This is a genomic window from Hyphomonas sp. (assembly GCF_013823385.1).
In the GTDB taxonomy this organism is placed as follows: domain Bacteria; phylum Pseudomonadota; class Alphaproteobacteria; order Caulobacterales; family Hyphomonadaceae; genus Hyphomonas.
Map to the genome: position 1 here is coordinate 34,932 of NZ_PNMA01000003.1, position 22,814 is coordinate 57,745.

19 protein-coding genes are annotated in these 22,814 nt (G+C 58.6%); 2 read left to right on the top strand and 17 right to left on the bottom strand.

The features are described from left to right. Window positions 1-84: 84 nt before the first annotated feature. The 3 genes from C0456_RS03075 to C0456_RS03085 all read right to left on the bottom strand — a co-directional run bounded on the left by C0456_RS03075 (window position 85) and on the right by C0456_RS03085 (window position 3,399). Window positions 85-981, bottom strand: coding sequence for an ROK family protein (locus tag C0456_RS03075; RefSeq protein WP_291048152.1), 897 nt, complete (start codon window positions 979-981; stop codon window positions 85-87). 131 nt (window positions 982-1,112) lie between these two features. Next, on the bottom strand, window positions 1,113-2,258 hold the full coding sequence (locus C0456_RS03080; RefSeq protein WP_291048155.1) for an alpha/beta hydrolase fold domain-containing protein: 1,146 nt from the start codon (window positions 2,256-2,258) through the stop codon (window positions 1,113-1,115). Window positions 2,259-2,304: 46 nt separating this feature from the next. Beyond that, window positions 2,305-3,399 (bottom strand): alpha/beta hydrolase, encoded by a 1,095-nt coding sequence (locus C0456_RS03085; protein ID WP_291048158.1) that lies wholly within the window; start codon window positions 3,397-3,399, stop codon window positions 2,305-2,307. Window positions 3,400-3,805: 406 nt separating this feature from the next. On the opposite strand from C0456_RS03085, the gene C0456_RS03090 reads away from it, so the two are divergent. Then, entirely contained in the window at window positions 3,806-4,810 is a 1,005-nt protein-coding gene (locus C0456_RS03090; RefSeq protein WP_291048160.1) for a substrate-binding domain-containing protein, read from the top strand. Window positions 4,811-4,819: 9 nt separating this feature from the next. Here C0456_RS03090 and C0456_RS03095 read toward each other — a convergent pair whose 3' ends face one another. The 11 genes from C0456_RS03095 to C0456_RS03145 all read right to left on the bottom strand — a co-directional run bounded on the left by C0456_RS03095 (window position 4,820) and on the right by C0456_RS03145 (window position 19,834). Then, window positions 4,820-5,944: a hypothetical protein gene (locus C0456_RS03095; protein WP_291048162.1), complete on the bottom strand. Its 1,125-nt coding sequence runs from the start codon at window positions 5,942-5,944 to the stop codon at window positions 4,820-4,822. 8 nt (window positions 5,945-5,952) lie between these two features. Further along, entirely contained in the window at window positions 5,953-7,212 is a 1,260-nt protein-coding gene (locus C0456_RS03100; RefSeq protein ID WP_291048164.1) for a sugar MFS transporter, read from the bottom strand. Between the two features lie 147 nt (window positions 7,213-7,359). Continuing rightward, window positions 7,360-8,442 (bottom strand): SGNH/GDSL hydrolase family protein, encoded by a 1,083-nt coding sequence (locus C0456_RS03105; protein ID WP_291048166.1) that lies wholly within the window; start codon window positions 8,440-8,442, stop codon window positions 7,360-7,362. 274 nt (window positions 8,443-8,716) lie between these two features. Then, a complete protein-coding gene (locus C0456_RS03110) occupies window positions 8,717-9,640 on the bottom strand; it encodes an SGNH/GDSL hydrolase family protein (protein ID WP_291048168.1) in 924 nt (307 codons plus the stop codon). A gap of 815 nt (window positions 9,641-10,455) precedes the next feature. Continuing rightward, complete coding sequence (locus C0456_RS03115; RefSeq protein WP_291048169.1) at window positions 10,456-13,716, bottom strand: error-prone DNA polymerase; 3,261 nt, start codon at window positions 13,714-13,716, stop codon at window positions 10,456-10,458. Next, a complete protein-coding gene (locus C0456_RS03120; RefSeq protein WP_367179197.1) occupies window positions 13,713-15,320 on the bottom strand; it encodes a DNA polymerase Y family protein in 1,608 nt (535 codons plus the stop codon). Before C0456_RS03120 ends, C0456_RS03115 begins: the two co-directional genes overlap by 4 nt. Then, entirely contained in the window at window positions 15,214-15,951 is a 738-nt protein-coding gene (locus C0456_RS03125) for a hypothetical protein (RefSeq protein WP_291048175.1), read from the bottom strand. Before C0456_RS03125 ends, C0456_RS03120 begins: the two co-directional genes overlap by 107 nt. 107 nt (window positions 15,952-16,058) lie before the next feature. Continuing rightward, the gene (locus C0456_RS03130; RefSeq protein WP_291048178.1) at window positions 16,059-17,204 is read right to left on the bottom strand and encodes a glycosyltransferase; all 1,146 of its coding nucleotides are present in this window, start codon (window positions 17,202-17,204) and stop codon (window positions 16,059-16,061) included. A 7-nt stretch (window positions 17,205-17,211) separates the two neighbouring features. After that, a complete protein-coding gene (locus C0456_RS03135; protein ID WP_291048180.1) occupies window positions 17,212-17,931 on the bottom strand; it encodes a phosphocholine cytidylyltransferase family protein in 720 nt (239 codons plus the stop codon). Next, the gene (locus tag C0456_RS03140; RefSeq protein WP_291048183.1) at window positions 17,928-18,617 is read right to left on the bottom strand and encodes an HAD family phosphatase; all 690 of its coding nucleotides are present in this window, start codon (window positions 18,615-18,617) and stop codon (window positions 17,928-17,930) included. The genes C0456_RS03135 and C0456_RS03140 overlap by 4 nt, the downstream gene beginning before the upstream one ends. Before the next feature lie 5 nt (window positions 18,618-18,622). After that, window positions 18,623-19,834 carry a CDP-alcohol phosphatidyltransferase family protein gene (locus tag C0456_RS03145; protein ID WP_291048185.1) on the bottom strand — a complete coding sequence of 404 codons (1,212 nt, stop codon included), beginning with the start codon at window positions 19,832-19,834 and terminating at the stop codon, window positions 18,623-18,625. Between C0456_RS03145 and C0456_RS03150 the strand changes: the two genes are divergently transcribed. Beyond that, window positions 19,833-20,273: an HIT family protein gene (locus C0456_RS03150; RefSeq protein WP_291048187.1), complete on the top strand. Its 441-nt coding sequence runs from the start codon at window positions 19,833-19,835 to the stop codon at window positions 20,271-20,273. The genes C0456_RS03145 and C0456_RS03150 overlap by 2 nt on opposite strands. A gap of 22 nt (window positions 20,274-20,295) precedes the next feature. Here C0456_RS03150 and C0456_RS03155 read toward each other — a convergent pair whose 3' ends face one another. From C0456_RS03155 to C0456_RS03165, 3 genes are read right to left on the bottom strand one after another with little or no spacing between them, the layout of a single operon-like run. After that, window positions 20,296-21,093, bottom strand: coding sequence for a nucleotidyltransferase family protein (locus tag C0456_RS03155; protein ID WP_291048189.1), 798 nt, complete (start codon window positions 21,091-21,093; stop codon window positions 20,296-20,298). Further along, entirely contained in the window at window positions 21,090-22,274 is a 1,185-nt protein-coding gene (locus tag C0456_RS03160) for a hypothetical protein (RefSeq protein ID WP_291048191.1), read from the bottom strand. Before C0456_RS03160 ends, C0456_RS03155 begins: the two co-directional genes overlap by 4 nt. After that, window positions 22,271-22,756, bottom strand: a complete 486-nt coding sequence (locus tag C0456_RS03165) for a DUF2141 domain-containing protein (RefSeq protein ID WP_291048193.1) — start codon at window positions 22,754-22,756, stop codon at window positions 22,271-22,273. Before C0456_RS03165 ends, C0456_RS03160 begins: the two co-directional genes overlap by 4 nt. Between the last annotated feature and the right edge of the window lie 58 nt (window positions 22,757-22,814).

Here is a 22,814-nt window from a genome sequence, read left to right on the forward strand (position 1 = left end):
ACTGCGTTGTGCTTTTCAGGATGCCGTATGGGGCCAGGATCTGATCCTGTCCGGCATTTCTGGGAGCTTTGCTGGCGTCTTGCTTCAGATCCCAAGTGCGGAATGAGCCAGCGCAACTGCGCCAAGAGGTCCGGCTTGGCTGCCAAGCCCTGCTGGCCGGATGATGGTGGCAAAATCCTCCGCTTGCGGAATAGGCAGATACCCCGCGAGGAGTTCCTGCGTGCGCTTCTGCACCATGGGAAGCAGGAAAGGCCGAGACGTACTGACACCGCCACCAAACAATACCCGCTCTGCTGATGTTGTAAGCAGCAGCGTGGAAACCAGTTCAGCGATATCATTGGCAATGAGACTCCAGAGCGGATCTGCGTCGCCCACTTCGGCCATTGGCCGGCCAAAGCGCGCTGCCAGAGCCGGGCCAGAAATCAGCCCCTCAATGCAATCCCCATGGAAGGGGCAGACACCCGAGAATGTGTCGTTTGCAGACCGGCGCGTGCGGATATGTCCGATTTCCGGATGCATGTAGCCATGCACCGGCTGCCCATTGATAACCAGACCTCCACCCACACCCGTGCCAATTGTGATGTAGCAGATGCTGGAGCAGCCTTGTCCCGCGCCCCAGCGATATTCGGCGAGCGCTGCGCCATTTACGTCGGTGTCGATAGCCCAGGGGCATTCAAAAGAATTGACAAGTTGTGCGGCGACATTGGCATTGGTCCAGTATGGTTTGGGCGTTTTCAGTATACTGCCGAAATTGTCCGATTGTTTCCGGAGTTGGACGGGGCCAAAGGATGCAATTCCGATCGCCGAGAAGGGCTTCTCGGCATACCAGGTGTTCAGTTGGTCACGCAGACGCGGCAGCGTTTCTTCCGGTGTGGTGGTAGGAACCGATACCTGATCCCGCACGGTGTTCCCGTCCGCCACAATCGCAATGGATTTTGTGCCACCAAGTTCCACGGCGGCAACACGTGTTTCTGCGACCATTCTGTGTCATCCCTTGCGAAGGAGAGGGTAAGGTGAGCGCTCGTTATGTAAGGCGCGGTGCGATGTCTGGGTTGGGGCCGTCAAGTCTATGCATTAAACTTCGCGGAGCTCTGTCAAACTCGCATACGCGACTATTTCCCCAGGTGCTCGTCAAAGAAATCGATCATCACCCTGTAAGCGTCCTGAGATTCGGGAACATCCGGGTTGCTGTAAAACCCGTGAAACATGCCCTCCCATACATGCAGGTCTGCCTTTACGCCAAGCTTTACCAGCCTGCTGTGGGTGTAGACTGCTGAGCTGAGCTCAAATCCCCGGGTGCCGGTGATGATCTGTGTCGGGGGGAATGCTGCCAGAACGTCATCGTGGTGAGCGGGGGCGACAAGCGGGTCGTACGGATCAACCTCCGAAAGGTAGGGCATCATGGAACGCTTCGGGGCGCCGGAGGTGTCAGGCGCCGGCCTAGGCGCCATGAAGCGTGCTTCGCCAATGGCGGTGGCGGTGTAATTTGCGTCGCCGCCGAAGCCGTTCACCGGCGCGGCGGATCCGGCGCAATAGATGCCCGCTGCGCCGGGCATCGGCAAGCCGTGCTTCTGGAACCAGGCCAGAGACATGCCGGTCAGCATTCCGCCCGCCGAGCAGCCGAAGATGCCGATATTTTCTGCCGGATAGGTCTTCAGGAGTTCTGCGTAGACGGCGGCGACATCTTCGCTGGCAGCGGGAAACTTATATTCAGGCGCCTGACGATAGTTGACCGCAACGACCCGGTATCCTCCCAGCGCGGAGATGGGCATCGACTCCACTTCGGCGCAGGCGGGCCAGCAGGTTATGAATCCGCCGCCGTGCAGGTTTATCAGCACACGGTTCTGATTTTTCGGTTTGATGCCTTCTGAAGGGGTATAGTCATAAACCGGAACACCGCCGATTTCGGTTTCCACTTTCTGAACGGCAAAGAGCTCTCGTTGCCGATCGATGTAACTCTTCAGGAATGCCGGGCCCCCGATGCCTTCGACTTCCTTCAGCAGTTCGGGATTTTTCATCGTCAGCAGGTGGTCAACGAGATATGCCTTGCCTTCCGGGCTGAGATATTCGGACACCGGAACCGACATTGCAGGGACATGCACGACGCCGTCAGGATCGACGCTTACCTGAACGGTGGCTTCGGGGGGCTGCGGGAGAGATTGATGCGCGCATGCTGCGAGCAGGCTGGCGCAGGAAGCTATAAGGGGGAGTAGCAGGCGGCGCACGGGCATGTTGCGTTCCGGGAACAGGACTTTCATTTGATCCTCCGATGTCATCCCTGAGCGGATGGAAAATTGTTTCAGATTATATCTCTTGGGCCTGACCAAATGCCCGGCGCAAGGCATTCACCTTCGCGTTGGTAAAGCGTTTGGCGATCATGGTATCCGCAGCAATTCTGTCAAAGCCATGGAAGGCGCCGGGCACGACCACCAGTTCAACCGGCACGCCAGCCTCAATCAGCCTGCGCCCATATTCGATGTTTTCACTGACAAAGAGATCAATTCCGCCGACGCCAATGAAGGCTGGCGGAAGCCCCGTCAGATTCTCAATGCGCGCGGGGACGCCCGTGACAGGTACGCCGCTGCCGCCGGGTGGTTGTCCCAGAAAAGCCTCCCAACCGAAACGGTTGGATGCGGCATCCCAGCCGAAGGCGCCGATAAACGGGGGCGGCATCCGCGTGCTGCCCGTGCGATCATCCAGCATGGGGTAGACGAGCGTCTGGAAGGCCACGGGCACTTCTCCCCGGTCACGTGCAGTGATTGCCAACAGGGCCGAATGACCCCCGCCGGCGCTTTCGCCGAGAAGGGCGATGCGCGCGGGATCGGCGCCAAGGGGCTCAGCATTCTGGTAGAGCCACAGCAGCCCGGCATAGTTGTCTTCAATTGAACCCTGATAGCGTGTTTCCGGCGCCAGCCTGTATTCGACGCTCACAATGACGCAATCGAGGTCGCGCGCCAGCGCTTGCAGATGGCCGACCTCCCATTCGGCCTTTCCCAGTATGTACCCGCCACCATGCGAGTGCAGTATGGCAGGGCGGGAGGCCCCAGGCTTTGCGTTGATAACGAAGAGTTTCACATCGGGTGCATCGCCAGGCAGGCGCGCAAATTCCTCCAAGACGGCAATGTCAGGCAGGCGGGGAGGCGCAAATGCCGCTCCAAAATTGCGAGCGGACTTAAGGCTTTCGGCCGAATAGCTGGGAGGTGGTCCATTCTCCAGCATGCGCGCAGCGATTGCGCGCAATTCCGGGTCCACATGGCTGAGCGGATCCCGCGCCAGTGGCGGGGTGGGACCGGCAGGCTGCGGCTCGATGGCCGCACACGAAGGCGCCCCCATAGTTAGGACGCCCGCCATGCCGAGGCCGGCAATGCCGAATTGTCTTCTCGTGAGGTGCGCCGCCATGTTTCCTCCTTGCCAGCCGTTTATCGGCATTTGATATTTTGTCTCTGTCTTGCTGCCCATCCGGGTGATTGCCTCGTCAAGATGGATCGAGGCTCCCATTCGAGGGCTTCTGAAAAACTACAATCAGAATCCAGTTTGTGCAAACGTTTGTATTTGGAGCGCAAGACGGCATCAATCAGTGATTTCGGCAAAACCGAGGGTGCTCCTGACAGTATCTGCCCTTGGCCAGTGGGGGGATCGCGTCTAAATTCAGGCGTGAACTGAGCGGGATGTCCGATGCTGAAGGCGGGAGTTTGGGTTTAACGCTACTGGCATAAGCCCTTGTGCATCCTTTCGGGTGTAAGGTGGGCTGACGCCATCGCTGATGGCAGGTTCATTGCATGTCTTGGTTTTTCAGGGATCCGAAATGAATAAAAAGATCACCATGATAGAGCTGGCGAAGATTGCGCGCGTCGATATTTCGACCGTTTCGCGCGCTTTGAGCGACAGCCCCGTGGTCAAGGAAAGTACTCGCAAGAGAATCCAGCGGATTGCCAGCGAGGTCGGATATGCTGTGAACGCGCCTGCAAGCAGCCTGCGGCGAAAGTCGGCCCGCGCTCTGGGAATGGTTATCCCGTTGAACCCGGAAACGGATCAGACGATGTCCGACCCGTTCTTTCTGGAGATGGTCGGCGGTGTCTCACAAGCTGCTGCGGAGCTTGATTACGACCTGGTGGTGAGCGTTCCGCGCGAAGCGAGCCATGCTGCTGAGCAGCGTCTTCTCAACACGGGCCGGGCAGATGGGATTATCGTTATCGGCCAGGCGGCGAGGGCTGCTCATCTGAACGAGCTTGCCGCGCGAAACGCGAACATCGTTGTCTGGGGTGCCCGAATGAAGGGGGCCAAATATACTACAGTCGGCAGCGATAACGCCAAAGGCGGGTATATCGCAGCGACCCATCTTTTCAGCCGTGGCGCACGGAACATCCTTTTCCTCGGCGATCCGGGGCTGCCTGAAGTGAAGCTCCGGTATGAGGGATTCAAGAAGGCGCACAAGGAGGCGGGGGTTACTCATGACCCGTCTTATCTGCTGCGCATGAACTTCGGCGGACGCACGACATATGATCAGGTTCTGGAGTTCTTGCGTGCCGGAAACCGGATAGACGGCATCTTTGCCAGCTCGGACATTCTCGCAAATTCCGCCATGCACGCACTGGTCGCCGAGGGGCTCAGCATTCCGGAAGATGTGAAGGTGGTGGGCTATGACAATATCGGGCAATCATCCATGATGACACCGCCCCTTACGACTGTTTCTCAGAGCATTGCCGAAGGCGGGCGTTTGTTGGTGGAGCTTCTTTTGGCAAAGCTGGAAGGCGGAACCGCCAACTCCTGCTTCACCAAAACGGAATTGATCATACGCCATTCCACCTGATTTCACTGATCAGTGTGAAGTTTGTTGTGTTGCTTCCCTGGCCGCTGGGCGGGCAGCGCCGATCTTGAGGGAGACGGGAGGCGCAAAGGTCAGTTGGCTGCCCGGAGATGCATATTCAGTATAGGGTGCAAGCAGAGTCACGCTGTCGCTGGAGCATGCGCTTTGCAGGAAACTCGCGCCAAAGAGATGCTCTGTTCCCGGGATTATCGAGTCATCACGTTCAAACGCGCTGACCCAGGGCCCTCTCATCGAGCTGGACTTGTAGAGGCGTAAAACCTTTGTCACGTCTTCTGCAGGCTGGCTCTCATTGATCCGATCACATGCAGAAATCAGCATGAACCAGGTCGAACTCTTCTGATCGTAGTGAAGCTTGGGCACTTCGGCCTGTGTGAAAGCTTCTGTATCGGGCAGGAGAATTGGAGGGTGAAGCCCCTCAATCTGAAAGCTGCCGCCTTTCTGTCTCACCGTTGCGTGAGCCACAGCGCCCTGCGCCGGCGCCGCTTTTGCAGACCAGAACACCTCCAGGGTCTCAGCGTCACCAGCGACAATGAACGGATCACGCCAGGCAAGGATCGGCCCGCCCTCTTCGCCGTCCTTGTGGCCCAGCATATCCTTCGCAGGCAGATAATATCCTGCTGACCGGATACGATCGTAGTCGCGCACAGGGCAGGACAGGGCTGTTTCTGGCAGGGTGTCGAGCCGGATTCCGCTGCGGGAGTGACCAAGGCAGATCGTTTGCAGGAATGGCTTGTCTGTGCCCGCTTCCCGCAATCCGGTGAAACCGCACACCCAATCGTCCTCCGAGCGCGCGAGCATTCCGCCGCTCCAGACATTGCGTGCGAAGGCGCCATCTCCGATGGTATGGGGGGATAGATAGGCGCCATGGTCTTGCCAGATGCGGCCTGCATCCCTGGAAGAGAAATGCCGTATATGGAAGGCATAGTCGTTGCGTTCTTCGGCAAGCACTGGGTTGCCTGCGGCGTCCTTGCGGCTCAGGGCGAGGCAATAGAGATGAGTGGTGCCTCCGGTTTCCGCTGTCCATGAGTCCCACAGCCAGAGGTCTGGATGCGAAATGCCATTTTCAAAGAGAAGGGAGGACGGCGGTGGAACCGGAACCGGCTTTTGAAGAGTCATTGTGATACTCAGTAGTCGCTGGAATCAGCATTGGCCAATGCGCCGCCAGCTGGATCGGCGATCAGATTGTAAAGTGCCAAGGCAAAGAGAAGCCCCGCGAAGACGGTGGCCAGGTGGAAGCCAACTGCCATGTCGCCATTTCCGGCGACATCACTCACATATCCCATGAGCAGGGGGGCAAAGGCTGCAGAGACGGCGGTGAAGAAAAGGATGAGGCCGGCGGCCGCTCCGTGCTTGGCTTTGGGCAGGCAGCTGATACCTTTCGAGTTGAAGGTGGGGTAGATCATTGACATGAAAAGCCCGGACAGGGGCAGCAAGAAAACAGCGACGTCTCTTCCAAACAGTGTACTGAGCAGGAAGCAGACGAAGATAGCCCCGGTGAAGGCAGCCATGACAATCTTCCAGTCAAAAACCTGAAGAATCCAGAGCGCCAGGAAACGGCCCACAGCCCGCAAGATAAAGAAGATCATCACGGCATACGCCGCCACCGCCATCGCGAGGGGTGTGCCCGTGTAGCCCGAGAACAATGTTGGTGCCCAGACAAAGATTGCGACTTCGCATGCAACATACAGTGCGATAGCCAGAGAGAACCCCATGGCATGCCGGTTGCCCATCAATCGAACCGCGCTCAGCATGTCCGCTTTGGAGGCTTCCAACTTGCGCGCAGGCACCGGAAAACGGGTTCTCAAGGATGCGAGGATCATAACCCCGCACATGGCGGCTGCCAGTAGGTAGAGCCAACGCCAGGACAGCCCGGCCGAATCAAGCGTGACAACGATCAGTGGGCCAACAATAGCGCCAATGGCGAAAAAACCTTCGCACGCATTCATGCGGCGGGTGTGGTCGCTTGTGGAGGCGGATATGTCACCGATGAGTGCGAGGATGGCGGTTTTGAAAACCCCGATCGCCAGGCCTCCTGCAAACAGAAGTGCCAGATAGAAAGAAAATGTGCTGGAGCCGAAAAACACGGCAGAGGAAATCCCATAAACGGCAAGTCCCAGCACAATTGCATTCTTTCTCCCGAGGGAGTCTGCGAGGAACCCTAGCAGAATGCCACTGAGCGCGATGCCCACCATCGTCGCCCAGTGGAACAGGCTCGCCTCGGTGTTCGACAGGCTTAGCTCAATCTTGGCTATGCTGATGATCTCGCCGACTGCATCGGTTGTCATCGCGAACATGAAAAACATGGCGTATGTCAAACCAGTGACCAATCCATAGCGGCTTGCAGGCCGATCGATGGCTGCTGCGGAGCTGTTGGGTGCAGTCATTCTTGGATCCTCGCCTTCACTTGATGGTAGATGCGGTACAAACGATTGCAAATATTTTCCGGACTTGGCCGTCCATATTCTGCAGCCGTCGTGTTCAAAATTACGTGTTTTTGTGTCCGGCGTGTGGAGGGGGGGCGCAGCCCAGCCCTAGCGAAAGAGATCAAGGTCTATGGCGTCTGCCATGGCTTTGTAGCCAGTATCGGAGGGATGAATGCGGTCTCCGGCGTCGTAGGCTTTCAAAAGATAGGCCGGGTTCTCTGGATCTCGCACGGCAGCGTCGAAATCGATCACGGCATCAAAGGCCCCGCTATTGCGGATCCATTCATTGATCTCATTGCGGATCACATCCTTTTCCTCTGTCGCGTAACCGGGAAAGGGCGATCCAAGATCTGGCGTCAGGGTCGCTCCAATTACCCGGATTCCCTTGGCGTGGGCTCGCTGGATGATCTGCGTATAGGCCGCGATAATGTCTTGAGCGCCTACGGCAGGGAAGGGCTCGCTCATTCCCGGCAGGGTAAGGCCGCTCAGCCCGAGATCATTGATGCCCTCAAGAAGGATCAGGTCGGTGACGCCTGGCATCGCCAGAGCATCGCGGTCCAGCCTGGCAAGGGCGCTCTGGCCGACGCTGTCTTGCAGCAGGCGGTTGCCGCCGATGCCGTGATTGACAATGGCGACGTGGTTCATGCCCTCGGCTCGCAGTCGCTCAGCCAGATAGTCCGGCCAGCCGCGCATCAGCGGATCCCGGCTGCCGGTTCCATCGGTGATGGAGTCGCCGAAAGCGACAATCACGCGGCTTACCTCAGGATTGTCCACATGGATGGCCGTCACCAGCGGCCGGGCCACCAGACTTTTGCTGCCTGTCAGTTCTGCAGCGGCTGTCTGGTCGCCGCCGGGCGCGACCGCCACGATCAGCTGCGGGTCTGCCTGGGGAACCTGAACCGGTTCACGAAGGTACAAACTGACGGCAACAATGCCGCCATCCGGAATGGAAAGCGCTACCGGATCGCTCCAGAGAGGCGCGCCAGCGGCGAGGGAAAGGCCATCGGCCGCACCAGAGAATGTCAGTTTCTGGGGGCTCTCAATGTCGATCTTGCCTTCCTTTACAAGGGCAATGGTCGCGGCGCCGACGGACACTTGGGGAACGCTTGCCCCCCCATCGAGGACGATGCGGACCCGCTCACCCCCGGCGCTCACCCGCATCTGGTAACGAACCGTTCCCTCAAGAACCACCGGAACCATTCCCGGAGGGGCAGAGCCGGCCGCGAGAGGAAGGGAGGGGCTGCTGGCCCAGCTAGCCACCCAGTTTTGACCCGCCGGTGTGTCGTCACTGGGGGCTGGCGTTATCGGTGCCGTCTGGCATGCGGCCAGCAAAAGCGCCGCGCCCGCCAAAAGACCTTTGAACCAATAAGCAGCACTGCCGGGGCGTACGATAAGGGCGGACATTTGCTTCTCCAATATGAGACGTGAACGGATGGTCAGGCCTGCTACCAACGGGGCGGCGGGGTTACTTCTGCGCTTTGGCAATTGCCTGCCGGGCGGCTTCCTGCATGCGGGCATATCCCTCGCGATGCGGGTGAACTCCGTCATGGGTCAGGTTTTCAGACATTTTTGCGCCATCGTCCGTCAGCAGGCTGTGGTAATCCACAAAAACCGCATCTTGTTGCGCGGCGTACTCTTTAATCCATTGATTCAGAACTGAAATTCTTTCGGGAGGATTGAGTTCGGGGCGCCAACCGAAGGATCCTGCGGGCGGTATGCTCGCTAGGATCACACCAATTCCGTGGCTTTGCGCCAGGGTGACCATTGCCTCGATATTGCCCTTGAAGGCTTCGTCGCTCACATATCCGGTGTTTTCCGCCAGGTCATTGGTGCCGGCCATGATGTGGACAACTTCCGGATTCAGCCGGACGACATCCTGCCAGAACCGGACCAGCATCTGGGATGAAGTCTGACCGCTGATACCGCGGTTGATTACGCCTGGCTCGAACAGTTCCGGATCGCCAATGCTCCAGAATTCGGTAATCGAGTCTCCGAGAAAAACGACCTTTGGTTTAGGTCCGGCCATGACAGTCAGATTATCATTTTTGTACTGACAGAGATTCCCCCAGTCATTCTTCCGGCGGTCCATATCAAGAGATTGCACCTCCTTCATTTCCGGTTCGCCGAGATAATGAAGGTGGCTGAAGTCGCTTACGGGATCGAGCATGTCGAGGATGAGATCATCCAGGAATGTGCGGGCCTCCGGGCTCAGCTGCACACATACCTGCGGGTCTTGAGGTGGGGGTGGCGCGCTCTCGCATACCCCTGCCAGCCCCGTAAGTGCGGCAAGCGAGGCAAGGAGGGCAAGACCCCGTCCAACGACCGCTGATGGTCGCTGGCCTACATCCGGGTTGAGTATTGCCGAGGGGGGCTTGTCTGCATCAACCAATTCTATTCCTCCCGGATGTGCTGCTTTGCGCAGCTTATCTGCTTAGGGCGTTCAGAACATGAGCACGCCGGACAAAGGCGACCAAAATTGCCTGAACGCAACTTTACGCAAACGTTTGTATTCTGCGCGGAAAGAAGATTCAATCCCTTCATGCGTCAACCGGTATATCGTAGGGGCAAGCTTCTGGGGAAGTATCCTGAGGTTTAACACCCGATTGCGGCGGTGCTCTCAGGGAACCAAAGACCAACGGCCCAGGAATTCGTATCTCGAATGTCCGACATGGCTGTGCACAAGCGCGATTTCCGTAACCGGTATCGCAATGGGCTCGATGGGCTGCGGCGGGATAATCGTCTTGTCCCATACGAGCGTAATATGTGGACTTATCCTTTGACCCGCGCGTGGCGGCTCTCCCGAAAGGACAGAAAAAGTTTCACCCATGTGTTTGGCAAGGCGAGTGATATGGGGTGACGGGCGCTGCGCACATACGACGAAAGGTTTCTTGGCTCTTCTGTTCTGATAACTCATGACCATGTCGAGCTTGAGTTCGAATTGCTCGAAACGGAAGGCCCCGCCTATGATCTTTGACAAGTGGGTCACCCGGGGTGGAAGGCGCCTTCCTCTGAAAACAGGGTGCAGGGATATGTGCAAGCGGTCAGGCGGGATGGGCGCGCTGCGGAGTTTATAACGGTCCCGGAAATGGGCGCATTTCTCGGCCAGGAACGGAATTGCGCAGGGAGGGGCCATGAGGGCGAAGAAGAGGTTGTGTTCCTGCGCCTCTTCATCTGGTTGGGGGTAAGGGTCAGAGGAGCGTGGCATCAGTGAAAATCCCGGCTGCGCGGGATCACGCGAACATCGCGTGGATGAACGCCTGCTGTTCTTTTGGGCGGCCCTTTGCGCTCAGCGATCGGGCGGGCCACTTCATCGGGCCGTGCGAGCACGCCTTTCAAGGGATCGCGCAGCGTATCTTCCGAGAGCAGGTTCAGTTCGCCTGTGCAATCGATCAACTGCTCGGCGACAATATGAGTTACATTGTCGGCTGTCTGAACCCGGCCCTTCACGTGGATAATCCGTGAGCGCATGACCACTGCGCGAAACCGTTCCATCACGCGTGGCCAGACAACAAGATTGGCAATCCCGGTTTCATCCTCCAGAGTGACAAACACAACACCGCTGGCAGTTCCTGGCCGCTGACGCACCAGAACGATGCCGGATGTTTGAACCCGGCGGCCGCTGGGAAGAGCGGTCACGGCCTTTGTGCTGAGGATACCCCGTCGCTCATGCAGGGGACGCAGGAAATGCATCGGATGGTTTTTCAGAGACAGCCGGGTGGTTTGGTAATCTTGGATGACATGCTCTGAAGGTGGCATCTGAGGTAGCTCCACGGATGCCTCGGTGCCCTGTTCGGCAAGATGCGCCGCGGTGAAGAGAGGAAGGATATGTTGGGAAGGCTCGCCTCGCACTTTCCATAAGGCAGCGCGGCGGGAGAGCCCCATTGAGCCAAAAGCATCTGCCGCCGCCAGCCGCTCTGCAACTGATCTCGGCAGGCAGGCGCGCCGCATCAGTTCCTCAGGTGTTGCATAGCCCGCTCCCCGGCACATCATCAGATGCTCCATGTCAGCCTGGCTGAGCCCGTCTACCTGACGGAAACCAAGGCGTACGGCAAAAATGCCTTCGCAATCTTGGAGGGGTTCGAGCGTGTTGTCCCAGTCGGAGTAATTCACATCCACGGGGCGTATCTCAACCCCATGTTCCTGAGCGTCCCGGACGATCTGCGCCGGCGCATAGAATCCCATTGGCTGACTATTGAGCAGGGCAGCACAGAAAACGTCCGGGTGATGACATTTGATCCAGGAGGAGACATAGACAAGCAGCGCAAAGGAGGCAGCATGGCTTTCGGGAAAACCATATTCCCCAAATCCCTTGATCTGCTCGAAGCATGATTTTGCGAAGACGGGATCATACCCTCGCTCAATGAGTTTGGAGACCAGTTTTTCCTCATACTGATGTATGGTTCCAACATTCCGGAAGGTTGCCATCGCCCGCCTTAATCCATTGGCTTCATCGGGCGTGAACCTGGCCGCATCAATGGCGATCTGCATTGCCTGTTCCTGGAACAGGGGGACGCCAAGTGTTCGGCTGAGAATGGATTGAAGCTCATCTGCCGGCCCCTGGTCCGGGGCGGGGCTCGGATAGGTGATGGTCTCAATCCCCTTGCGGCGGCGCAGGTAGGGATGGACCATATTGCCCTGTATGGGCCCTGGCCGCACGATGGCGACCTCGATTACCAGGTCATAATATGTGCGCGGTTTCAGCCGCGGGAGCATCGCCATCTGGGCGCGGCTTTCCACCTGGAACACGCCTATGCTGTCTCCCTTGCAGAGCATGTCATAGGTGGCCTCATCGCCCTGTTCGATACTGGCGAGCGAGTGCGTGATGCCCTTGTGTGCTTCCAGAAGATCGAACGCCTTGCGGATACAGGTGAGCATGCCCAGGGCGAGCACATCCACCTTCATGATGCCGAGCGCATCAATGTCGTCCTTGTTCCATTCGATGAATGTGCGGTCTTTCATTGCCGCATTGCCGATCGGTACGGTTTCGATCAGGGGCCCGCGTGTCAGGACAAACCCGCCCACATGCTGGGAGAGGTGCCGGGGAAAACCGAGCAGTTGGCGCGCCAGCTGAACAGCGCGCCGGATCAGGGGATTCCCCGGATCCAGCCCGGCTTCGGCAATGCGCTTGTCGGGCAACGTATCACTCCAGCTGCCCCAAACGCCATTTGCAAGGGCAGACGAAATATCATCGCTAAGCCCGAGCGCCCTGCAAACTTCCCGGATGGCTGACCGGGACCGGTAGGAGATAACGGTGGCCGTCAAGGCCGCGCGATGTCGGCCATATCGTTCGTAGACATACTGAATAACTTCCTCTCTCCTTTCGTGCTCGAAGTCCACATCAATGTCTGGCGGTTCCTTTCTCTCAGGCGAAAGAAAGCGTTCGAAGAGAAGTTTGGTCATTGTCGGATCGACGCTGGTAATACCCAGACAGTAACAGACTGCAGAATTGGCCGCCGAGCCGCGTCCCTGGCAAAGGATTCCCTGATCACGTGCCCAACGGACGATATCGTTTACTGTCAGAAAATATGGCGCATAGGAAAGCTGCGCGATGATCTTCAACTCGCTGCGAATCTGGTCGGCGACCTTTTCAGGCACGCCCTCAGGATAGCGCATCTTGGCGCCCTCCCAGGCGAGGCGTTCAAGATGGGCCTGCGGTGTGGAGCCGGGAGACACCGGCTCATCAGGATATTCGTAGGAAAGCTCGTCCAGACTGAAGCGGCAGCGTTCAAGAACCTCCACCGAGCGAGCAACCGCCTGCTCAAATCCTTTGAACAGGCGCGCCATCTCTCCGGCGCTCTTGAGATGCCGCTCCCCATTCGCTTCGAGAAGAAAGCCCGCCGTTTCAATCGTGTGGTGTTCGCGAATGCAGGTCAGAACATCCTGCAAGGGGCGTCTTTCCGGCACATGATAAAGCACATCATTTGTCGCGATCAGTGGCGCGCCAGCCCGGTTTGCTATTTCCGCCAGGCGGGAGAGACGCTCGTGATTGCGGCCTGCATAGGCGTGGCGAGCGGCCAGATATGTTCGTCCTGGTGCCTCTCTGGCAATTGTCTCCAGTGTGATCAGAAAATCTGTAGAGGGAATATCTGGGGGTGTGACAATCAGGATCATTCCCTCGCTGGCCTTCAGGATGTCCGTAACCGTAATTTGGCAATCGCCTTTAGGCGCCCGGAATTTACCTTCCGACAGCAGGCGAGAAAGCCGGCCATAAGCCGCTCTGTCCATTGGATAGGCAAGAATTTCCGGGCCATCTTCCGGCACAAGGCGCGCGCCCACCACCAGCCGCAAGCCCGCTTCCTTTGCCGCTACATGGGCTCGCACAACCCCGGCCAGGGTATTCCTGTCGGCCACGCCAATTGCAGCAAGCTTCAGCTCTGCTGCGCGCGCGATCAATTCATGCGCGTGGCTGGCGCCCCGCAGAAAGGAGAAATTCGTTGTCACGGCCAGTTCGGCATAATCGCTCATGCAAATAATCCCTGAACGAACCAGTCTGGCGTTTCACCGCGCCCATCCCCATAAAGCCCATCCCGGTAGACCCAGTATCTCCGGCCGTCTTCATCCTCCACGCGGTAATAGTCCCGGGTTCGCGGCAGGGGGGCGGTTGTACCTGCCTGGGGCGGCAGATGGGTCCACCATTCCGGCGCAATGCGTTCGGGCCCATCGGCGCGGACAACCCGCCGAACCTTGCGGCGCCAGACAAAGCGAAGAGGCGGCCCATCGGGCACCTCCGCAATCACCTCAACTCTTTCGGGCTGTGTAAGAAGGCGTGTTGGGCGCAGGCCCGGCAGATTTTCAGGCGGGGCGGCGCCGTCCATATCCTGTCCCGCAAACGGCACGGTACTTTCCGCCATGAGAACAGGATGCCGCGCCTCTGGCAGCGTGATCGTGACGGCGCCCTCGCCAAGGCGGGCGTTGATCCGGTCGGCGAGTGCCGAGAGCGCTTCCTCGTCGAGGTCGTTTCCGGAGAGATCCCCTGAGAGCGGGCGGCTACCTGCCGTCATGGGGCCGGTCCGGGAGGCTTCCAGAAGCAGAAGGTCAATTCCAAATCCGGGATCAATCTGGGCAGTCTTCTCACCAAAAAGGCGCAATACATGTTCTGCGGAGCGCACGGGGCGGGCAGCATTGACGCGTATGGCGCTCATGTCTCCATCGGAGCGGAATGCCTGAAACAGGAAACTCTGCGCGCCGAGGCCATCAGCAGACAAGTACCCGCAAAGTTCTTCGGTGAGCTTTATCAGGCCGGCATCTATCCCCGCAGCATCTGTCAATGGTTCGGGGCAGGCTAGCCTTGCAAAATGATCCGGTGGCGGACGAAATGGCGCAAACGGCTCTGATCGCAGGCCGAGCGCCTGATCCAGGCGGAGCGTGACGGCATCTGCGGCCTGCCGGGAATTGAACCGGCGCTTGAGCGCCTTGCGGTCGATATCATAGAGTTGGCCGATGCGCGTCAGACCAAACCGGCGCAGCAGGGTAATTGCCGCCTCAGAAATGCGAAGGGCGCGTATGGGGAGGGGAGCAAGCCCCGCGCGTTCCGCGCCGCTGGAAAGAAGCGCTGGCTGGCCTTCCTCGGCTGCGGCGTGCGCCAGGGCCCAGGCTCCGCCGACGGTTCCGGCGATCCCGAGCCGGTGGCCATATCCCGCCCGCGCGAGCCGGACGGAAAGCTCTCTGGCCATTTTTGCCTCACCCCCGAAGAGGTGGTCGCAGCCCGTGATCTCGAGGATCAGCCCATCCTCCCCTTCAATCGCGACCAGCGGAGAGAAGCGGACCATCCAGGCGGCCAGTGCGGAGAGAGCTTTTCTGTCGCTCTCCCGGTCAATCTCTTCGGCGGCAATATCTGGCAGAGTGGCGCGGGCATCGGTAAAACGCAGGCCAGGGTGAATGCCGGTTGCAAGGGCCGCCTGATTGGCGGCTGCCACAACAAGTCCGTGGGGAGATTTCTCATGCAGGATGAATGGCCGCAGCCTAGCCGGTTCTCCGGTTTGGGAAACCGGGATGGGGCGGCGCCTCACCCGGCGCAGGCGATCCAGTGACCATTCCGGGAACCATATTGAGAGATAGCGTTTCATCATTCCATTCCAGATCAAATGCCTGTCCCACCAGGGCCGGCGCGGCGCGGCAGCGTTCGAGATGGACACGCCAGCGCGCATGGCCCGGCGCGCGAGGATCATAACGGTTAGGCGCTGAGGGCTGAGGGCCTACACGCCAGCGCGTGGTGGCAGCGGTCGCGCCTTCGCAGATGTGCGGCAGAAGCAGGGTAACCGGTACACCGTGGCGTTCGGAGGCAAGGGTCAGGCGCCGGGTTGCGGTGAAGTCTGCGCTGTCCACTTCCGCGATCACATGGCTGACAACCCCGGACACGACAGCCTCCTCGACGGCCCAGAGGGCATCGGTGGCGTGCCGGGTCACAAGGCTTAACCGGCGGGCTTTTCCGCCAGTGGCTTCCCGCAGCGCCGCCTCGGGAACTCTCCCCATGTCGCGTGCAGTGCTGGCCTGGGTCACCCATAGCAGGATAGTCCTCCGCGGGGGGCGGGGAGCTGCGGCCAGCAGAAAACCGGTTGCGGCTGCCCGGTCTCCATAAGCCGCCTCGGCGATTTCATGCAGCCCGTGCTTGTCCAGCCCATAGGGAAAGCTGGCCTCCCGTGCGGGCGGGGCAGTCAGCGGGCCAACCAGGCCTTTGGACATGAGCGTGGCGAGATCCATATGTTCTTATTTTGTTCTTTTGCGGGGGAGTCAATATCCCTGACGCCAAATGCAGGGGGCGGCGTTTCAAAAATATGGCTGGCGCGAAGGGGCTGGGGCAGGGCGTTCTATGGGCGATCTTCGGCTGGTTGAGCAGATGCCAGATATTTCCGGATCAGTAGAGCCGCCCGCGCGGAAGCGGTGTCAGCTCCTGAATTGATGGCGGCGGCAAAACCGCTTGTCTGAAGCGCCACAAATCTGGGATGTTGAGACGCCGCAGACCGGATCAATGCAGGGGCTTCCTCAGCCGAACTGGCAACCTCGCCGAAGGTCCAGTGGCGATAAAACGGGCTGTCTTTCCAGTCCGCGTCATGCGCATTCAGAAAAACGCAGGGCTTTGGTGTTTGCAGGAACTCATAAACCTGGCTGCTCACATCCCCCACATAAATGTCGGCTGTCCGAGTGTAGTCCATGTTGATGGAGTGAAGGCTGCCGCCATCAAACCTCAGATTTGATGCCTGAGATAATCGGGAAAGTTTGTCGAACAGATGTCTGCCTTTGCCGCGTAGCCTCAGATGGGGAGCGACGATGAAATTGAACTCCGGCATCGTCGCAAACGCCTCCACCAGAGACGGCCCAAATCTCAGCCATGAGCCGAGATGGGCATCAAAGTGTGGATTGTACAGCGCCACCGGCCGGTCATTTTCAAAGAAGCGCGGAGGCGCCGCCGGTAGCACGTCAAACTTGCAATAGCCTATGACATGGCATGTATCGGCTGTCGCCAAGCCATAGCGCAGAAAGGCATCACGGTCCTTCTGACCCGCAACAAAAACCAGATCAAAGAGCCGTATACGGTCTTCATACCCTTTTTCCCGATCGCCGGCACCGTGAAGGATATGGATAAGCTTTGGAGACTGCTTGCCGAGCAGTTTCTTCAGGGCCGTTGATGTGCGTTCCGGCGTCAGAACGGCATCGTATCCGGAAATACGCCGGAGGCTTAGCAGAAGGTTGGGAAGGCGTGGCGGGCACCGATAGAGTGGCTGCCCCTGATAGAACAATGGCGTTCGCAAGACGTTGCGTGAAAGCTCTGGTGCGTGTGCCCTGATGAGATCTTCATGCCAATCTGTTGGTACAAGGATATCTGGGATCACGCCGCTGCGAGCAAGTTCTCTGGCAACTCCGAGAACATGTAACAGCTGGTGCGCCTCTCCAATCGCCAGCACGAGGATGCGAGGCGATGGGACGGATTTTCCGGGAGAGGGAAAGCCGGACATGCGAGCTTTAAAAACCGCTATTCTTCAAACCTTCGAAATCCGCCACCGTATCCACCTCAGCCCAGCGATGGCCCTTGATCAGCACGGTCTCGACGCCGCCTTCGGTGCTTGCGATGGCGTTGATGGCTTTCAGGAACCAGGCCTGAACGCCGTCCTGAGTGCGCATCATCTGCTCCAGCTTGCTGCGGAAAATCTCCGGTCCTTTTCCCTGGAAGCGCAGGATACCGATGGACTCTGCATCTGTTTCATTCGGCAGCAGGGTCTTGCCTATGGCGGTCAGGGATGAGCCGGAAAGTGATACCTTCATATCGTCGGGATCGTAGCTCGTCTTCTGATCAATTGTCACCAGGATTGGCGCGGATGGCGCGGCAATCACTTTCTCGATCAGGTCCAGCTTGAACAATGTGTCCCCGTTGATCAGCAGGAAGTCGTCATCCATCCGTTCCCGAACCATCCAGCAACTCGCAAGATTGTCGGCAACTTGAAAAAACGGGTTGAAGAACGGGGTTGCCTTCAACGGGCCGCTGCGGCCTGCAAGCTCGGCTTCCACCAGATTGGGAAGGAACCCGGTTACAACCGTTACGACCCGGATTCCAGCCGCCTCGAGTGTGTCCAGCTGATGTCCCAGCAGAGTGGTGCCCTGCACCGGCAAAAGACATTTCGGACGGGATTCGGTGAGAGGCAGAAGGCGGGATCCGCGGCCGGCACTCAGAAGGATGGCTTTCATTTGGAAGCGTTCACTTTGTCAGAGAGGAAACCGATTTCAGGCAAGTTCAAGTCAGCGATTGTCAGATTCCTTTCGCGGGCGGCCTTCCGTAATCCCGAAGAGGGATTGACGGCAATTCCGTGATCGGAATTCAGAAGCATATCAAGATCGGAGACGTGATCGCTGTAGGCGAAAGATGATCGTTCAATTCCATGGGCCTCAATGCGCCGGAGCTTTTCAGCCCCATAGCAATTGGCGCCCAGGAGCCGCGGGGCAGGGTTATCTTCCTCAGAAGACCAATCCAGCCGCGTCGCGATGACTTCATGAAATCCCAGCGCGCGGGCCAGTTTATCGGCAACAAGATCGACAGAGGCCGTTGCGATAATCAGCCGGTCGCCCCGCGCTGCATGCCAGCGGATCGCTTCAACGGCGCCCGGCCGCAGGCCGGATGTGACCTCCCGTTCGATGAAGGCCTCCGCCGCAGCTTCCAATTCTTTCCTTGAGAGATGGGACAGCGATCTGAGGCTCACGACCTTCACTGAGTCCCGGCTCGCTAAACCAAGTTTGTAGTTCGCGCCCTGCACAAGGATACGGACAAGGTGAAACAGGAATGCTGGCCGTTTCCGGTTCACGAAAATCAGGAAGCGGGTCCAGGTCGGAGCCCGTGTGATCGTCTTGTCGAGATCGAAGATGGCGATCGCTGGCATGAGTTTCAGATCTCCAGCCAAGATGCGGGTTTTGATTTCCGGGCCATCGCCTGCACCAACCGTCCCCCGTGGAAAAGCAGGCAGACAAGCGTCCAGGCCGCAATTGCGACAAAACCCCATCCCGGCTGGCCGAAAATGACCGCCGCCATGAAGATCAGCATGTTGGGATTCCGGCGCGCGGTGATCTCCCGCATGAAGCTGTCGATGGGTTGCCAGACATGGATGTGGAATCCAAACCGCCGGATGAACTCGCCTTCTTCAAGCCGGTTCAGAACATATCCCGCAAGGATCATTGCCAGAGAGCCGGTCAGCAATGTTTGCGAAGGTCCGCCGGCCGCGCCCTGCAAGCCAACAAACATCGCCCAATACCAGAAGGGGGGGTGGATCAGGTCGATCCCGTGGTCATAGATATTACCCCAATTGGAATAGGTCATCGTGGTGCGCGCGAGTTTGCCGTCCACCGTGTCCAGGAATGTCATGACCCAGGCCGCAGCAAGCCCTGCGGCCCACGCCCCGTTCCAGAACAGCCAGAAGACAATTACGACGAAAACTAGGCTCGCCGTGGTCACGGTATTGGGCGAAATGCGCAAAAATGCACAAAGGCGGGTGACGTGAAATGCTGGAACAGGCCACGCATATTTGGTCACCAGATCGGTTACGCCCTTGTAGGATCCCTTGAACAGCACGCGTTCAATATTGATCGTCTTCTCGCGGCGCATCGACAGGACGTAAGGCACCTCACGCTTGCGCAGGCTCTTGTTATAGGCGTCCGCAAAGTCATGCATGTCGCCGGGCGTGAGACCGGCTGCCTTCAACGTCCCGCGGTCCGTGATCTGGTGCTCAAACAGCGCCATAACAGAGGTGGGATTCACACCTGCGGGCAAATGTACCGCAATCAGCCGCTCGCCCATCCCGTCCTCCGATGGTGCCAGCAGCGCAGCCCCCGGCTGGGCCAGAAGGTTGCGCTGCAGCGATGGGGACAACACCCATTCAAGACCAGCCAGCAACTGGCCTTCTGCCTGATCCACGCCTGAAGCTCCCGCCTTGGTCCAGGCACGGCGTTGCCATTCCCGAAGATCAAGTCCCCAGAGCTTTTTGGATAATTCCCCAAGCAGGCGAACCGAGACGGCGTTTGATGTCATAAGGCGAATAACTCTAAAGTGTGCAGCTGAAGGTGGGCTCAAGGATGAAGCCGGCAGAAGGAGAAAGAGCGTCATGCATCGCAATGCAACCTTTGAAACATTTGGCGGCAGCCGCACTCTGATTTGCGATTACACTCACTGGAGTGTTCAGGTGCGGCCAAAGCAGGTCACTCTTGGCGCCCTCATTATCCTGTCCCACAGCGAGGCCACGGCATTCTCCGCGCTGCCCACCGAGGCCTTTGCCGAACTCGCCACTGTTGTCAAAGATGTTGAGGCCATGTGCGCTGACACGTTTGGCAACACGAAGATCAATTATCTGATGTTGATGATGGTGGATCCCCATGTCCATTTTCATGTTCTTCCGCGTTACGCTGGCCCGGTGATGTTTGAAGGAACCGCCTACACTGATCCCGGCTGGCCGGGACAGCCGGTCCTCTCGGTCTCAGAGGGGCTGCCGGATGCCGAGCGCGTCGCAAACCAGCTGCGGGCAGTGTGGCCCAATCCTCGGGCATGATCGGCGGCACGCAACTGCATCTTCAGCCCTGCCGCCTGGCAGCAATAATGCTGCGGACCAGATCAAGGTCGGCCTGCGAGTCGACGTCGATGGCGGCTTCGGCAAAGGGCATGACGACAACGCCAGCGCGCGCCCCAAGCCGCGCAGAAATCAGCTCGAAAGCCCGGTGAACAGCGGGCCTGCCGATCAGCAGCCGAAGCGCCGTCACCGGACCAAAGCGCCAGGCGATCTTCAAGGGTTTCTTCCGGTCCTGCTCGGCCTGCTGCCAGAACCGGATGATCTTGAGCGCGTCCGGTGAATTGATGAAAAACAGGTTGCAACCCGACATCGGAGCCCCCCCGAAGGGGATATAGGTGCGCCGGGTTTCCGGATAGCTTGCCTGGATGGTGTCTTTCGCCGCCAGGCCCACAGTTAAATCCGCGCCGCTGCGAATGGCTTCCTTAACGAAGTAGTCCACCATCTCTGCTGTCAACAGGGCATGATCGCAGGTTGTCACAAGGAGGGGCAGTTGAATCCCGCCATCAATCGCGCCCAGCAGGCTGGATGCGGGGCCGCCTGATACCGATAGAGCTTCGTTCACCGCGATTCCCGCGCGGGTTTTTTCGAGCACATCTGGGGCGAGACCGGACACATAAGGTGCCGCGCGCAGACGGCCACTTTGCGTCAGGGCACGGAGCACTCTTGAGAGCATGGGCGCTCCGCCAATATCGATCAGCGCTTTGCTTTCCACGCCATGGGCCGTGGCAAGCGCATCCCCGCTCGCCCGCGCGCCGGCCAGAACAAGCGCATACGCCGTGTCACGCGCGGTTGGGTCGCTCAAAGGGGTTTTCCGTAGATTCGATAAGTCTTGTATCGGGGCGTGTCGAACAGCGAGATGATGTTGATCAGATTGGTGTTTGTTTCCAAAATCCACGAGGCTTCAATATTGCGCACGCCTCGGGCGTGCTGCGCGGCCAGCGTCATGCTGCAGGTTGCCGCCATGGTCTGCACCCCGCGGCGCGTCTTGTGGAATTTCCGGCGCATTCCAGCGAGCGGTATCCGCGCTGTTTTCGTTCCCGCAATCTTCAGCCGGTGCAGGAACTGAACCCAGCCGAATGGCAGCAGCCGCCCATTGAGCCCCTCCGCAGCTTCGAAAATATCGGGCAATACGAGTGCAAAGCAGGCTGGCTCCTCATCAATCAGCCCGATCCATAGGTTATCGGGGCTGATGAGGGGTTTCAGCTCTTTGGCCATATGTGTGATTTCGGCCTTACCAAAGGGCACAAAGCCCCAATTATCCGACCACGCATCATCGAAGATGTCGAGGATCTGATTGATTTCATTCTCATAGTTGCGGCTGTCCAGGCTGCGGATTCTCAGTCTCGGATCCCGCTCAAACCCTTCAATCAGCCTGCTCGCAATCGGTGGTGGTTCAAATGTCTCATCCATGCGGATCATGTAGGCGAACATGTCCATCGCCTTTGAATAGCCAGCCTGCTCCAGAGCCGGGGCATAGTCCGGCCGGCCATGCAGCATCATCATCACGGGTGGGGTATCAAAACCATCGACCAGAAGGCCGCATTCTTCGTTCACGGAGAAATTGAACGGACCTGCAATCCGCAGCATGCCCCTCTGGCGCAACCATGCTTCTGCAGCCTTCATCAGCGCAGCGATGGTTTCCCCGTCTTCCTGCAGGGTATCGAGAAATCCGAAATGACCGGTCTGATCATTGTGCCGCGCCAGATGGGCGGGATTGATGAACACGGCAATCCGGCCAACCGCCTGCGCGCCGCGCCAGGCAAGCAGTAACTCATGCGGCATCTGTGCGAGCGCCGGGTTGCGTCGGGGATCGATCTGCGCAGCGCGCTCAAATCTCAGTGGGGCACGCCAGGCTGGCAGGTGGCCATATGCGCGGAAGGGGAGATCCAGAAACGCACGCCGGTCCGCTGCGCTTTCCACCCGCCGCACCGTGACAGGTTCATTGCCAACATGGATATTCTGAATTGGCGCATGGATGTTCATTTGCGCAGCTCAAGCCGGACCGTCGTCATCTCTTCCCCGGCCTTGAAAGCGGCTTCGTCGAACGTGGGCATACGCAGTTTAAGTTTCTGGTTGTTGGAAAGCGCAAAGGGTTCGGCAGGAAGCTTGTTCCAGTGCCGGGCGAGTTCCCGGTCACCATTCACGTCATGATAGGCTGCGACCGCATACGTCCCCGAGGAGGCCAGATCGAAGCAGACCCGCTGAGACCCGTTCTCGGCAGGTACCCGCACCCGCTTCAGGCGAGAAGCCTTTTTCAGGAAGTCGCGGTCGCTCGGCTTGTACAGCTCGACGGTCAATATCCCCTCGGCGTAAACACCGGTTACGACAACTTCAATCTGCGGGCCCCCGTTTCCACAGACTGCGCCGGCCTCATCGGCCCGAATATTCAAGACATTTAGGGTTTGCGCCGCAGCTGTCTGGCAAAAGATCGCCAGCATCAGCATCAGAACCTTGCCAAGCTGCATTAACACAGTCCTATTGTGACACATATGCTTCAGTTTGTTAGTAGCGCTAAGCCGGTGC